The sequence below is a fragment of the Enterobacter cloacae complex sp. 2022EL-00981 genome (assembly GCF_028737495.1).
In the GTDB taxonomy this organism is placed as follows: Bacteria; Pseudomonadota; Gammaproteobacteria; order Enterobacterales; family Enterobacteriaceae; genus Enterobacter; species Enterobacter cloacae.
Genome location: NZ_JAQZRK010000032.1, coordinates 1 through 13,209, shown reverse-complemented (window position 1 = coordinate 13,209; position 13,209 = coordinate 1). Strand labels below are relative to the sequence as shown.

The 13,209-nt window shown below is 55.0% G+C and carries 13 protein-coding genes; 1 reads left to right on the top strand and 12 read right to left on the bottom strand.

Annotated elements, in window-relative coordinates:
• Position 1: 1 nt before the first annotated feature.
• The 7 genes from mrdA to leuS form a co-directional block, all read right to left on the bottom strand.
• On the bottom strand, positions 2 to 1,903 hold the full coding sequence (gene mrdA, locus PUZ33_RS20880; protein ID WP_058681097.1) for a peptidoglycan DD-transpeptidase MrdA: 1,902 nt from the start codon (positions 1,901 to 1,903) through the stop codon (positions 2 to 4).
• Between the two features lie 28 nt (positions 1,904 to 1,931).
• A complete protein-coding gene (gene rlmH, locus PUZ33_RS20875) occupies positions 1,932 to 2,399 on the bottom strand; it encodes a 23S rRNA (pseudouridine(1915)-N(3))-methyltransferase RlmH (RefSeq protein ID WP_003858701.1) in 468 nt (155 codons plus the stop codon).
• 3 nt (positions 2,400 to 2,402) lie between these two features.
• Positions 2,403 to 2,720: a ribosome silencing factor gene (rsfS, locus tag PUZ33_RS20870; RefSeq protein ID WP_003858696.1), complete on the bottom strand. Its 318-nt coding sequence runs from the start codon at positions 2,718 to 2,720 to the stop codon at positions 2,403 to 2,405.
• A gap of 268 nt (positions 2,721 to 2,988) precedes the next feature.
• Positions 2,989 to 3,654, bottom strand: a complete 666-nt coding sequence (gene nadD, locus PUZ33_RS20865; protein WP_058681096.1) for a nicotinate-nucleotide adenylyltransferase — start codon at positions 3,652 to 3,654, stop codon at positions 2,989 to 2,991.
• Entirely contained in the window at positions 3,647 to 4,678 is a 1,032-nt protein-coding gene (gene holA, locus PUZ33_RS20860; RefSeq protein ID WP_058681095.1) for a DNA polymerase III subunit delta, read from the bottom strand. Before holA ends, nadD begins: the two co-directional genes overlap by 8 nt.
• On the bottom strand, positions 4,678 to 5,247 hold the full coding sequence (lptE, locus tag PUZ33_RS20855; RefSeq protein WP_028028133.1) for an LPS assembly lipoprotein LptE: 570 nt from the start codon (positions 5,245 to 5,247) through the stop codon (positions 4,678 to 4,680). Before lptE ends, holA begins: the two co-directional genes overlap by 1 nt.
• 14 nt (positions 5,248 to 5,261) lie before the next feature.
• Positions 5,262 to 7,844 (bottom strand): leucine--tRNA ligase, encoded by a 2,583-nt coding sequence (gene leuS / locus PUZ33_RS20850; protein ID WP_014831081.1) that lies wholly within the window; start codon positions 7,842 to 7,844, stop codon positions 5,262 to 5,264.
• A gap of 214 nt (positions 7,845 to 8,058) precedes the next feature.
• Here leuS and PUZ33_RS20845 point away from each other — a divergent pair, with 214 nt between their 5' ends.
• Entirely contained in the window at positions 8,059 to 8,541 is a 483-nt protein-coding gene (locus tag PUZ33_RS20845; RefSeq protein ID WP_014831082.1) for a zinc ribbon-containing protein, read from the top strand.
• 56 nt (positions 8,542 to 8,597) lie between these two features.
• Here PUZ33_RS20845 and rihA read toward each other — a convergent pair whose 3' ends face one another.
• The 5 genes from rihA to PUZ33_RS20820 form a co-directional block, all read right to left on the bottom strand.
• Positions 8,598 to 9,539, bottom strand: a complete 942-nt coding sequence (rihA, locus tag PUZ33_RS20840; RefSeq protein WP_058681094.1) for a pyrimidine-specific ribonucleoside hydrolase RihA — start codon at positions 9,537 to 9,539, stop codon at positions 8,598 to 8,600.
• A gap of 120 nt (positions 9,540 to 9,659) precedes the next feature.
• Positions 9,660 to 10,385 (bottom strand): amino acid ABC transporter ATP-binding protein, encoded by a 726-nt coding sequence (locus PUZ33_RS20835; RefSeq protein WP_014831084.1) that lies wholly within the window; start codon positions 10,383 to 10,385, stop codon positions 9,660 to 9,662.
• Positions 10,385 to 11,059: a glutamate/aspartate ABC transporter permease GltK gene (gene gltK / locus PUZ33_RS20830; RefSeq protein ID WP_013097580.1), complete on the bottom strand. Its 675-nt coding sequence runs from the start codon at positions 11,057 to 11,059 to the stop codon at positions 10,385 to 10,387. The genes PUZ33_RS20835 and gltK overlap by 1 nt, the downstream gene beginning before the upstream one ends.
• The gene (locus PUZ33_RS20825; RefSeq protein ID WP_013097579.1) at positions 11,059 to 11,799 is read right to left on the bottom strand and encodes an amino acid ABC transporter permease; all 741 of its coding nucleotides are present in this window, start codon (positions 11,797 to 11,799) and stop codon (positions 11,059 to 11,061) included. The genes gltK and PUZ33_RS20825 overlap by 1 nt, the downstream gene beginning before the upstream one ends.
• Before the next feature lie 155 nt (positions 11,800 to 11,954).
• The gene (locus PUZ33_RS20820) at positions 11,955 to 12,860 is read right to left on the bottom strand and encodes an amino acid ABC transporter substrate-binding protein (protein ID WP_014883004.1); all 906 of its coding nucleotides are present in this window, start codon (positions 12,858 to 12,860) and stop codon (positions 11,955 to 11,957) included.
• Between the last annotated feature and the right edge of the window lie 349 nt (positions 12,861 to 13,209).

The following is a 13,209-nucleotide window of genomic DNA, read 5'->3' as shown; positions in this document are numbered from 1 at the left end:
ATTATTGGTCCTCCGCCGCAGCGGCCGCCGGGTTTTCAGCCGGCAGTTCGGTGTTGTTATCACCCAGCATGATGTGGTCGAGGATTTGGCGCATGATGGTGCCCACGGCTGGCCCTGCGCCACCGTTTTCCAGAATCATTGCCACCGCCACCTGCGGGTTATCATAGGGTGCAAATGCCGTCATGAGCTTATGGTCACGCAGTCGTTCGGCAATGCGGTGCGCGTTATAGGTTTCGTTAGCCTTCAGGCCGAAGACCTGCGCCGTACCGGATTTGGCGGCCACTTTATACGGCGCTCCGGCGAAATATTTATGCGCAGTACCGTTCGGGCGGTTTGCCACCCCGTACATCCCGTCTTTGGCGATCTCCCAGAAGCCGGAGTGAATATCCCCCACTGGCGGTTCATGCGGTTGGATCCACGGCACTTTTTTGCCCTCTTCAATGGTACTTTGCAGCAGGTGCGGGACTTTCACCACCCCGTCGTTGATGAGGATCATCATCGCTTTGTTCATCTGCAGCGGGGTTGCGGTCCAGTAGCCCTGGCCGATACCCACCGGAATGGTATCACCCTGGTACCACGGTTTCTTAAAGCGCTTTAGCTTCCACTCGCGGGTTGGCATGTTGCCGGAGCGTTCTTCGGCGAGATCGACCCCGGTGTAATGGCCGTAGCCAAATTTGCTCATCCACTCTGACAGGCGGTCAATACCCATGTCGTACGCCACCTGATAGAAGAAGGTATCCGCAGACTCTTCCAGCGATTTCGTCACGTTCAGATGACCGTGGCCCCATTTTTTCCAGTCGCGATAGCGTTTCTCTGAACCCGGTAACTGCCACCAGCCCGGGTCAAACAGGCTGGTGTTGCGATTGATGACACCCGCGCTCAGCGCCGAGACGGCGACGTAAGGTTTCACCGTGGACGCCGGCGGATAGACCCCCTGCGTGGCGCGGTTGACCAGCGGCGTGTTCGGGTCATTAAGCAGGCCGGAGTAGTCCTTACTGGAAATTCCATCGACAAAGAGGTTAGGGTCGTAGCTTGGCATGGAGACCATCGCCAGTATGCCGCCGGTACGCGGATCGGTCACGACAACTGCCGCACGGCTGCCCGCCAGTAAGGTTTCAATATACTGCTGGAGTTTCAGGTCGAGCGTCAGGTAGACGTCATGCCCTGCCTGCGGCGGCACCTCTTTCAGCTGACGAATAACGCGGCCACGGTTGTTAACTTCCACCTCTTCATAGCCGGTCTGCCCGTGCAGGACATCTTCGTAATAGCGTTCAATTCCAAGCTTACCGATATCGTGCGTCGCGGCGTAGTTTGCCAGCTTGCCGTCTTTATCGAGACGCTCAACGTCTTTGTCGTTGATCTTGGAGACGTAGCCGATTACGTGCGTCAGTGCGGAACCGTAAGGGTAATAGCGACGCTTGTAGCCTTTCACTTCCACACCGGGAAAACGGTACTGGTTGACGGCAAAGCGGGCGACCTGGACTTCCGTCAGGTTGGTTTTAACCGGAATGGAGGTAAAACGGTGAGAACGGGCGCGCTCTTTCTTGAAGGCAGCAATATCGTCATCGTTAAGATCGACAACGCTTCGCAATGCTTCCAGCGTATCCTGCACGTTGTCGACTTTTTCCGGCATCATCTCAATCTGGTAGATGGTGCGGTTTAAGGCCAGCGGGGTGCCGTTACGGTCGTAAATAATGCCGCGGCTGGGGGCGATAGGCACCAGCTTGATGCGGTTTTCGTTTGAGCGCGTCTGGTAATCGGTATAGCGGACAATTTGCAGATTATAAAGGTTGGCGATCAGCACGCCGGTAAGCAGCAAAATCCCCGTAAAGGCGACCAGCGCCCGGCGCACAAACAGCGCGGACTCAGCCGTATAGTCGCGAAAAGAATTCTGTAGTTTCATCCGCTGCTTAATCTACCCTGGTCAGTCATTACTCGCGGTGATAGGGGTGGTTGGTAGTAATGCTCCACGCGCGGTACAGGCTTTCTGCCACCAGTACCCGAACGAGCGGGTGGGGAAGCGTCAGCGCGGAGAGAGACCAACTTTGTTCTGCCGCCGCTTTACAGGCAGGGGACAACCCTTCAGGCCCGCCAATCAACAGACTGACGTCACGACCATCCTGCTTCCAGCGCTCCAGTTCGTGCGCCAGCTGCGGTGTATCCCAGGGCTTGCCTGGAATATCGAGGGTCACGATGCGGTTTTTGCCTGCGGCAGCCAGCATCAGTTCTCCCTCTTTATCAAGAATGCGTTTAATATCCGCGTTCTTGCCGCGCTTTCCGGCGGGGATCTCCACCAGCTCGAACGGCATATCTTTAGGGAAACGACGCAGATATTCAGTAAAACCGGTTTGTACCCAGTCCGGCATTTTGGTGCCGACGGCGACCAGCTGCAACTTCACGCATTAACCCCAGAGTTTTTCCAGCTCATACAGGCGACGGCTCTCTTCCTGCATGACGTGGACAATCACATCGCCAAGATCGACAACCACCCAGTCAGCGGTCGCTTCACCTTCAACACCGAGCGGTAACAGCCCTGCTGCACGTGATTCCTGCACAACATGATCGGCAATTGAAACCACATGGCGAGTAGACGTACCGGTGCAGATGATCATGCAGTCGGTGATGCTGGATTTACCCTTAACGTCGATAGCGATGATGTCCTGACCTTTCAGGTCATCAATTTTGTCGATAACAAAATCCTGGAGTGCTTTACCCTGCAAGTTTTCCCCCTGGGTGAATGAGATTGTGCAACTATGAATTCGTAGCCAGACAGTATACCTGAACTGACGCCCCTGTCGGGACAAATGTCACCGGCCGGGCTTTTGAAGGCGGGTATCATCCCACCCTCCGCCGGAGATTGCATCGCCATTTTTGTAAAACAATTTCTGTAAAGCAATGAGCGGCGGGAAAGTCTGGCAGCGGAGGATAACAGTATGGCTTACTCTGTCAAGGCAGGATAATCAATAAGGCGCTTTTTGTGCGCCCGGATTATGCGTCTGCGCTTTTCTGATACAACCCGTGCGCGTGGATATAGTCCAGCACTGACGATGGCAGGAGATCGTCACAGGCTAAACCGTGCTGAAGCCGGTCGCGAATGATTGTCGCAGAAATATCAAACCACGGCGTCTCCGCCAGATAGATCTTCCCGGCAGGTTGATTATGCAGATCTTCCACATTGTCGGTCAGATGAGCTTCCAGCCACTGCTGATACTGTTCTTCACGCATGGTCAGCGGATAGCCCGGACGGCGGCAGACGAGGAGATGGCTGTTCTCCAGAATGGTTTCATACTGGTGCCAGGTGGGGAAGTTGAGCAGAGAATCCTGGCCGATGATAAAGGCCAGCGGTTTGGCCGGCCCCTGTTCGGCCCGCCACTCCTGTAGCGTTTGCGAGGTCCAGGACGGGGTGTCGCGACGGAGTTCACGCTCGTCCAGGCTGAAGAGCGGTTTATCCGCAATGGCCAGGGCGAGCATCTCTTTTCGCTGCTCGCTGGTGGCCTCAGGCTGAGGCCGATGTGGCGGAACGTTATTGGGCATGATAATCACGCGCTGAAGACCAATCAGATTCGCCAGAATTTCAACCGGTTTCAGATGACCGTAATGGACCGGGTCAAAGGTGCCACCGTACAGGGCCTGTAGAGAGTGCATGCTATCCATCGATAAATACATCTGCCAGCGCCTTGTGGCAGAGCAGCAGAGAAAGGCTTTCCAGTTCCGCCCAGACGGACTGGCCGTAATCTTGTTTTAACGTGAGCTCTGCGCGCATCAAAAGCTGTACCGCCTGGCGCAGCTGTTCATGGCTCAGACGATTAATGGCCTCGGTGGTCATCGCCCGACGGTTTTGCCAGACACGGTGTTTGTCGAACAACGAACGCAATGGCGTATGAGCAGACTGGCGCTTGAGCGTGATGAGCAGCAGCAGTTCACGCTGCAGCGTACGCAGCAATATAACCGGTTCGCTACCCTCAAGGCGTAGCTGCTGCAAAATATGCAGGGCGCGCTTGCTCTTTGCCATCAGCAGCGCATCAACCCAGTGGAACGGCGTGAAGTGTGCGGCGTCGTTAACCGCCTGCTCCACGCGCGGCAGAGTCAGCTTGCCATCGGGCCAGAGGAGGGCGAGCCGGTCCAGCGCCTGGGCCAACGCCAGCAGGTTGCCTTCATAGCAGTAGCACAGCAGCTGATTCGCTGCGTCGTCCAGTTGCAGGTTATTCTGCTTCGCTCTTGCCGCCACCCATTTCGGCAAATGGGCCTGCTCAGGCGTCTGGCAGGTGACCAGCACGGCATGAGTGGCGAGTTGGGTAAACCACGCGGCGTTTTCCTGCGCTTTGGTGAGCTTGTTGCCACGCACGATTAACAGCAGATCGCTGTGCAACAGGCTGGCCAGCGTCGCCAGCTGTTCATTGATGGCCGCGTTCGGACCATTCTCTGGCAGCAGGATCTGGATTGTCTGGCGTGATGCAAAGAGACTCATCGCCTGGCAAAGGGAGAAGAGGGCATTCCAGTCGGTATTGTTATCCAACTGGACGGTGTGGTGTTCATCAAAGCCCTGAGCGGCGGCGGCATGTCGCACGGCATCCAGGCTTTCCTGAAGCAAGAGCGGGTCGTTACCCAGTAGCAGATACGCCGCGCGCAGCCCTTCATTGAGCTGCGCGCGGAGTTGTTCAGGATACAGCCTGATCATCAGTTACCCATGGAGGTAGAAACAGGAGGCGTGTTGGCATCCGGTTTGTCGATGATGTCAGAACCCTGTCTTGTCGTTGCGGCAATGCCTGGCAGCTTACGGATCAGCTGTTCTGCGGCCTTGTCGTACATTTCGTTAATGATAATCTGCTGCTCAGCATCTTTTGCCAGCGCCGTTTGCGGGTTATCAAAGAACGAGCGGTACACTTTGGTATTGATAGGGAAAATGTCTTTACCCGGGATCAATACTGCCGCGTTCACCGTCAGCACCATCTGATATTCCGCAGTACGTCCATCCTGGAAGATCGACGCGGTATCTTTAGCCAGCGATGAGCTTAAGATACGTAATGACGGTACATCCTGGCGCAGGGTGCCTTTTTCGATCAGTTGAACATCGTTCAAACGTAGCTGGTTACGCACTGCCCGGCTGAGTGGACCATTCGGATCCCCTGAGTCGAAAATCATCGTTTTCATCTCAGCGGGCACCGCCGTGGTATTGCGCAGGTGCCAGCCACACCCCGCGGTGACCAGCACCGCCAGAGATAAGAGTATTGTTGCCAGTTGTCGCACGTTTCCTCCCGCGCTTAGCCAACGACCAGATTCAGCAGTTTACCCGGTACGTAGATCACTTTACGTACGGTAACGCCCTCAAGATATTTCGCCACCAGATGTTCCTGGCCAGCACGCTCACGAACCTGTTCTTCGGTTGCATCAACGGCGACGGTAATTTTACCGCGTACTTTACCGTTGACCTGTACCACCACCAGCGTGGTGTTTTCCACCATGGCGGATTCATCAGCAACCGGCCACGGCGCGTTGTCGATATCGCCTTCGCCTTTCAGCTCCTGCCACAGGGTGAAGCTGACATGCGGGGTGAACGGGTTCAACATGCGCACGACGGCCAACAGCGCTTCACGCATTAAGGCACGATCCTGCTCGCCTTCCTGCGGTGCTTTCGCCAGCTTGTTCATCAGTTCCATAATAGCCGCAATTGCGGTATTGAAGGTCTGACGACGACCAATATCATCGGTCACTTTTGCAATCGTTTTATGAACATCACGACGCAGCGCCTGCTGGTCTTCAGTCAGGGCAGCAACGTTCAGTGCCGGTGCGTCGCCCTGAGCGGTGTGTTCGTAAACCAGTTTCCAGACGCGCTTCAGGAAGCGGTTCGCCCCTTCAACACCGGACTCCTGCCACTCCAGGGTCATGTCTGCCGGTGAGGCAAACATCATGAACAGACGCACGGTATCCGCGCCGTAGCGCTCAACCATCACCTGCGGGTCGATGCCGTTGTTTTTGGACTTGGACATCTTGCTCATGCCGGTATACACCAGTTCATGACCTTCGGCGTCTTTCGCCTTCACGATACGGCCTTTCTCGTCGCGCTCAACAATCGCATCAACCGGAGAGACCCAGTTACGTTCGCCGTTCGCACCCACATAGTAGAACGCATCTGCCAGTACCATGCCCTGACACAGCAGCTGTTTCGCTGGCTCGTCAGAGTTCACCATGCCTGCGTCACGCATCAGCTTGTGGAAGAAGCGGAAGTAGAGCAGGTGCATGATGGCATGTTCAATACCACCGATGTAGATGTCTACCGGCAGCCAGTAGTTTGCCGCGTCGGAATCCAGCATCCCTTCCTGATACTGCGGGCAGGTGTAGCGGGCGTAGTACCAGGAAGACTCCATAAAGGTGTCAAAGGTGTCGGTTTCACGCAGCGCAGGCTGACCGTTAACGGTGGTTTTTGCCCACTCAGGATCGGCTTTGATCGGGCTGGTGATGCCATCCATGACCACATCTTCCGGCAGGATAACCGGGAGCTGATCTTCAGGGGTTGGCATTACGGTGCCGTCTTCCAGCGTGACCATCGGGATTGGCGCACCCCAGTAACGCTGACGGGAAACGCCCCAGTCGCGCAGGCGGTAGTTTACTTTACGCTCGCCCACTCCCAGCGATGCCAGTTTGTCGGCGATGGCGTTGAAGCCGTCTTCAAAGCTCAGACCGCTGAACTCACCAGAGTTAAACAGCGTGCCTTTTTCCGTCAGTGCTTGCTCAGACAGGTCAGGTTCAGAGCCGTCAGCTGCCAGAATAACGGCTTTGATCGGCAGGTTGTATTTGGTGGCAAATTCATAGTCGCGCTGGTCGTGACCCGGAACAGCCATCACGGCACCGGTACCGTATTCCATCAGCACGAAGTTTGCTGCCCAGACCGGAATCGCTTCGCCAGTCAGTGGGTGCTTCGCATAGAAGCCCGTGGCAACGCCTTTCTTCTCCATGGTCGCCATGTCGGCTTCTGCCACTTTCGTGTTGCGGCATTCGTCGATGAAGGTAGCCAGCTCCGGGTTATTTTCGGCAGCTTTCTGTGCCAGCGGGTGACCTGCGGCCACGGCCAGATAGGTCGCGCCCATGAAGGTATCCGGACGGGTAGTGTAGACGGTCAGAGTCTGATCGTAGTTCTCAACGTTGAAGGTGATCTCCACGCCTTCAGAACGGCCGATCCAGTTGCGCTGCATGGTCTTAACGGTATCCGGCCAGTGGTCCAGCGTGTCCAGATCGTTCAGCAGTTCGTCAGCGTAAGCGGTGATTTTGATAAACCACTGTGGGATCTCTTTACGCTCAACTTTGGTGTCGCAGCGCCAGCAGCAGCCGTCGATAACCTGTTCGTTCGCGAGAACGGTCTGGTCGTTCGGGCACCAGTTAACGGCAGACGTCTTCTTATAGACCAGGCCTTTTTTGTACAGCTCGGTGAAGAACTTCTGTTCCCAGCGGTAGTATTCCGGGGTACAGGTCGCCAGTTCGCGGCTCCAGTCATAGCCAAAGCCCAGCATTTTGAGCTGGTTTTTCATGTACGCGATGTTGTCGTACGTCCACGGCGCTGGCGCCGTATTGTTTTTGACCGCCGCGCCTTCTGCAGGCAGACCGAATGCATCCCAGCCGATTGGCTGCAGCACGTTTTTGCCCAGCATACGCTGGTAGCGTGCAATCACATCACCGATGGTGTAGTTACGCACGTGGCCCATGTGTAGTCGACCAGAAGGATAGGGAAGCATCGACAGGCAGTAATACTTCTCTTTGCTCTCGTCTTCGGTTACTTCAAAGGTACGCTTCTCGTCCCAGTGTTGCTGGACTTTTGATTCTATCTCTTCCGGGCGGTATTGCTCTTGCATGGCAGCCAGTGGTCCTGTTTTCAATACAGCTACAAATGTAGCCAATGGATGTGGTATTTCAGATCCGCATAGCATAGCCCAAACGCCCGCGTCAAAACAGCCTTTCGCACAAATGCGCTTTGCAGGAATTTACCGGGTCTGTGGTTCACCTGACAAAGCGGCGATGAAATAAGGTCTATTATTAGAAATAGTTACTTACCCGGGAGGCAAAATGATGAACAAGGTTGCTCAATTTTACCGCGAACTGGTGGCAACACTGACGGAACGGCTGCGTAACGGCGAGCGAGATATCGACGCGCTGGTGGAACAGGCGCGTGCGCGCGTGACGCAAACGGGTGAGTTAACGCGAACCGAAGTGGAAGAGGTGACGCGCGCCGTGCGTCGTGACCTCGAAGAGTTCGCGCGCAGTTACCAGGAGAGCCAGGACGAGGTGACCGACAGCGTATTTATGCGGGTGATCAAGGAGAGCCTCTGGCAGGAGCTGGCGGATATTACCGATAAAACACAGCTGGAGTGGCGTGAAGTCTTTCAGGATCTGAATCATCACGGCGTGTACCACAGCGGCGAAGTGGTGGGGCTGGGAAATCTGGTCTGTGAGAAATGCCATCACCATATTGCCGTTTATACGCCGGAGGTGCTGTCACTCTGTCCGAAGTGCGGGCACGATCAGTTCCAGCGTCGGCCGTTTGAGCCGTAGGTAAAAGCAAAACTGTTTGCTCCCTCTCCCCGTGGGAGAGGGTTGGGGTGAGGGCATCAGGCCGCACTATAGTATGCGAGCCTCTCCGCCAGCAAATCCACAAACGCCTGCCGATCGATATCCACCATTAGCGTGGTATTCGGTTTATTGCTCGTCAGCGAATAGTAATCCACCACCGTCATCCCTTGGGTGTATTTCCCCTGGGTCTCCACACCAACCCAGCGCTCTACCGTGGTAAACATCTCAGGCTTCAGCAGCCAGGCAATGGTGCACGGATCATGCAGCGGCGCGCCGTGGAAGCCCCATTTCTCGGCTTTGTGATATTCCATAAAGAAGTCGAGCAGCTCGGCCACGGTCGTGGCAACCGGGTTGCCAATCGCACGAAAACGCTCGATGTCATTCGCCATAATCTGCGCCCGGTGGGTAACATCCAGCCCGGCCATCACAATCGGCAAACCCGACTGGAAGACGATCTCCGCCGCTTCCGGGTCGACAAAGATGTTGAACTCCGCCGCAGGCGTCCAGTTACCCAGCCCCATGGCTCCGCCCATAATCACGATACGGGCAATTTTGCTGTGCAGTTCAGGATGGCTGTTCAGCAGCAGCGCAACGTTGGTTTGCGGGCCCGTTGCTACCAGCGTGACGGGTTCAGCACTCTCGCGCAGTACCTTTGCCATCAGCTCCACGGCGGTACAGGATTGCGGGGCGAAACCCGGTTCCGGCAGTGCCGGGCCGTCCAGGCCGCTTTCTCCGTGTACGTTGTCGGCAATGATCAGTTCACGCATCAGCGGTTTGACCGCGCCACCGGCCACGGGAATATCGGGGCGCTTTAGCAAGGTCAGCATACGCAGGACGTTGCGCAGGGTTTTATCCGGCGTCTGGTTGCCTGCAGATGAGGTGACAGCTTTGACTTCAAGTTCAGGGGAGGCAAGTGCAAGGACGAGGGCAATCGCGTCATCATGACCCGGATCGCAATCGAAAATAATAGGCTGTGCCATAGCGTTCTCCATACGTAGCGTTATTTTGTGACAAGGTTAACGCTGCAATGTGACGCCGACGAGAAGCAGAGATTGAAAGCGTGAGACAGTGCGCAATCCGCAGATTGCGCACTGAGAAGATTAATGCAGGATTTTAGCCAGGAAGTCTTTAGCGCGTTCGGATTTCGGGTTGGCGAAGAACTCTTCTTTCGGCGAGTCTTCAACGATCTTGCCTTCATCCATAAAGATCACGCGGTTTGCCACTTTGCGGGCGAAGCCCATTTCGTGGGTCACCACCATCATGGTCATCCCTTCGTGGGCCAGTTCAACCATGACGTCCAGCACTTCGTTGATCATTTCGGGATCGAGTGCGGAGGTCGGTTCGTCGAACAGCATTGCCACCGGATCCATACACAGCGCGCGAGCAATCGCCACACGCTGCTGTTGGCCGCCGGAAAGCTGTGCCGGGAACTTATCGGCGTGCGCAGAAAGCCCCACGCGATCCAGAAGCTTCAGCCCTTTCTCACGCGCCGCTTTTTTGTCACGCTTAAGCACTTTCACCTGCGCCAGCGTCAGGTTCTCGATGATGGAGAGGTGAGGGAACAGTTCAAAATGCTGGAACACCATCCCCACGTGGGAGCGAAGCTGGGCAAGGTTGGTTTTCTTGTCGTTCACTTTGGTGCCGTTAACAACAATTTCACCCTGCTGCACAGGCTCCAGACCATTAACCGTTTTGATCAGCGTCGATTTACCGGAACCGGACGGCCCGCACACTACCACCACATCACCTTTTTTGACTTCGGTGGAGCAGTCGGTCAGCACCTGAAAGTGCCCATACCATTTAGAAACATTTTTCAGGGAAATCATTATACCGTCCTTTTCTTCAGCCAACTGACCAACAGCGACGCGCTTAAACTAATCACAAAATAGACCGCACCTGCGAAGAGCACCATCTCAACCTGCGTACCATCGCGCTCACCGATGGTGGACGCAGTACGGAAGAAGTCTGCCAGGCTCAGGACATATACCAGAGAGGTATCCTGGAACAGCACGATGCCCTGGGTCAGCAGGAGGGGAACCATGGCGCGAAACGCCTGCGGCAGAATAATGAGTTGCATGGACTGCCAGTGGGTCATCCCCAGCGCCAGCGCCGCGCTGGACTGCCCGCGTGAGATACTCTGTATGCCCGCACGGATGATCTCGGAATAGTAAGCGGCCTCAAACATGGAGAACGCAACCATCGCGGAAATCAGGCGGATATCGGTTTTCGGTGACAGTCCCAGAACGTTTTGCAGGAATCCGGGAACAATCAGGTAAAACCACAGCAGCACCATCACCAGCGGGATAGAGCGGAAAACGTTAACGTAGGCAGTGGCAAACCAGGCGAGCGGTTTGAAGCTCGACAAGCGCATTACCGCCAGCAGGGTGCCCCAGACGATACCGACGATGATGGCGATCGCCGTGATTTTTAAGGTGATCACCAGGCCATCCAGCAGGTACGGCATGGAAGGAACAATGGAACTCCAGTCAAATTCGTACATTATTTGCCCCCCAGATTGCCCGGCAGGCGAATTTTGCGTTCAACCAGGTTCATCACCAGCATGATGAAAGCGTTAATCAGAACATACGCGAGCGTAATTGCCGTGAAGGATTCCCACGCGTGGGCGGAATAATCCAGCAGTTTACCCGCCTGCGCCGCCATATCGACCAGACCGATCGTGGAGGCGATGGCCGAGTTTTTGACCAGGTTCATCATCTCTGAGGTCATCGGTGGAACAATGACGCGGTAGGCGTTAGGCAGCAGGACGTAGCGGTAGGTTTGCGGCAGCGTTAACCCCATCGCCAGACCCGCGTTCTTTTGTCCACGCGGCAGCGACTGAATAGCGGCGCGTACCTGCTCGCACACGCGTGCGGCGGTAAACAGCCCCAGACACATCATCGAGGAGACAAAGAACTGTACGTTAGGATCCAGTTCCGACTTGAACCACATGCCAATATTTTCCGGCAGCAGTTCAGGAACGACCAGATACCAGGTAAAGAACTGCACGATCAGCGGAACGTTACGGAACAGTTCCACATACAGCGTGCCGATAGAAGAGAGAAAACGGTTAGGGACGGTGCGCAGAATACCGAACAGTGAACCGACAAGGAACGCAATAATCCACGCCGTTATCGATAACGCAACGGTAACCTGAAAGCCGCTCCACAGCCAGCCAAGATAGGTTGTGTTGCCGAACGGGGCTTGTTGCAGAAATATGCCCCAGTTCCAGTCTATTGACATAATAAACTCCAGAAAAAAAAGGGTAGCAGCGCTACCCTCGAAGATTGGTGAGAAGCTCATTTTTCGCGCTGAGTGGGGAACGACCACTCAACGTATAGTCTGTCCATGCTTCCCGACAATCGAGAGGGCAGGAGATCCCGCCCCTGTAGTTCTAATTAGTTAAGAGCCTTGTCATTTGGTGATTTGAACAGTGCTTTCATGTCGTCAGACAGTTCAAAATTCATGTTGAGATTTTTGGGTGGAATTGGGTTCTTGAACCATTTGTCGAACCATTTTTCCGCTTCACCGGAGGTTTGCACCTGGGCGATGGTGTCATCGATCAGCTTCTTGAATTGCGGATCGTCTTTACGCAGCATACAGCCGTAGGCTTCTTTCGACTGGGCGGTACCAACGATATCCCAGTTGTCCGGCTTCTTCGCTTTTGCACGTTCGCCAGCCAGCAGAGCATCATCCATCATAAACGCGACGGCACGGCCACTTTCCAGCGTACGGAAGGAGTCACCATGGTCTTTCGCGCTGATGATGCGCATATCCATTTTCTTCTCGTCGTTCAGCTTGTGCAGCAGCACTTCTGAGGTTGTCCCGGAGGTCACAACAACGGCTTTGCCTTTAAGGTCAGCAAAATCTTTGATGTCGCCGCCTTTTTTGGTCAGCAGACGGGTCCCCACCACAAAGATGGTGTCGGAGAAGGCGGCCTGTTTCTGACGCTCAAGGTTGTTGGTGGTTGAGCCACACTCAAAATCGAAGGTGCCGTTTTGCAGCAGTGGGATACGGTTCTGCGAGGTGATTGGAATCAGTTTTACCTGCAGGTCGGGTTTGTTCAGCTTTTTCTTCACGGCCTCAACGATGGCGTTAGAGTAGTCCTGTGAATAGCCCACGACTTTTTGCGTGTTGTCGTAGTAAGAGAACGGGACAGAAGATTCACGGTGGCCGACCACGATCACGCCGTTTTTGGCAATCTTGTCGAGAGTGCTGCCGGCTGCCGGCGCGTCTTCAGCGTGTACAACGCCTGCGGACATCCCCATTACCAGCATTGCTGTGGCCAGTTTACGTAATTGCATACCCAACTCCTTTCTTATCAGCGTCAGTGACGCATTGATACCCATTGTGATGTTGTTATATCTCGCGCTATGCGAGTGCAGTGTTATGCAAGCTTGTTAACATTTAGTCTGGCTTAATGTAAAGATTTTGCTGCGTTATTGTTTATTTTTGCGAAGCGCGCCGCACCATTCCGAGGCAGAAATCTCTCGTTGCACCGTTTCGGTGCTACCGGCGATCTATACTGGTGCGACAAGGTTGCACACGAAGCCAAACTGCGTTTACCTGAATAAACAAAGCAATAGGCGTGCCAGAATTGAAATTTGGGAGGGAGCTGTCGGGTGGCGGCTACGCCTTACCCGACCGACGAAG

Excerpts from the sequence above, each read along its gene's own strand:
- mrdA (WP_058681097.1), bottom strand. The coding sequence starts at position 1,903 with ATGAAACTACAGAATTCTTTTCGCGACTATACGGCTGAGTCCGCGCTG.
- nadD (WP_058681096.1), bottom strand. The coding sequence starts at position 3,654 with ATGGATAGCATGCACTCTCTACAGGCCCTGTACGGTGGCACCTTTGAC.
- holA (WP_058681095.1), bottom strand. The coding sequence starts at position 4,678 with ATGATCAGGCTGTATCCTGAACAACTCCGCGCGCAGCTCAATGAAGGG.
- leuS (WP_014831081.1), bottom strand. The coding sequence starts at position 7,844 with ATGCAAGAGCAATACCGCCCGGAAGAGATAGAATCAAAAGTCCAGCAA.
- PUZ33_RS20845 (WP_014831082.1), top strand. The coding sequence starts at position 8,059 with ATGAACAAGGTTGCTCAATTTTACCGCGAACTGGTGGCAACACTGACG.
- rihA (WP_058681094.1), bottom strand. The coding sequence starts at position 9,539 with ATGGCACAGCCTATTATTTTCGATTGCGATCCGGGTCATGATGACGCG.
- PUZ33_RS20835 (WP_014831084.1), bottom strand. The coding sequence starts at position 10,385 with ATGATTTCCCTGAAAAATGTTTCTAAATGGTATGGGCACTTTCAGGTG.
- gltK (WP_013097580.1), bottom strand. The coding sequence starts at position 11,059 with ATGTACGAATTTGACTGGAGTTCCATTGTTCCTTCCATGCCGTACCTG.
- PUZ33_RS20825 (WP_013097579.1), bottom strand. The coding sequence starts at position 11,799 with ATGTCAATAGACTGGAACTGGGGCATATTTCTGCAACAAGCCCCGTTC.
- PUZ33_RS20820 (WP_014883004.1), bottom strand. The coding sequence starts at position 12,860 with ATGCAATTACGTAAACTGGCCACAGCAATGCTGGTAATGGGGATGTCC.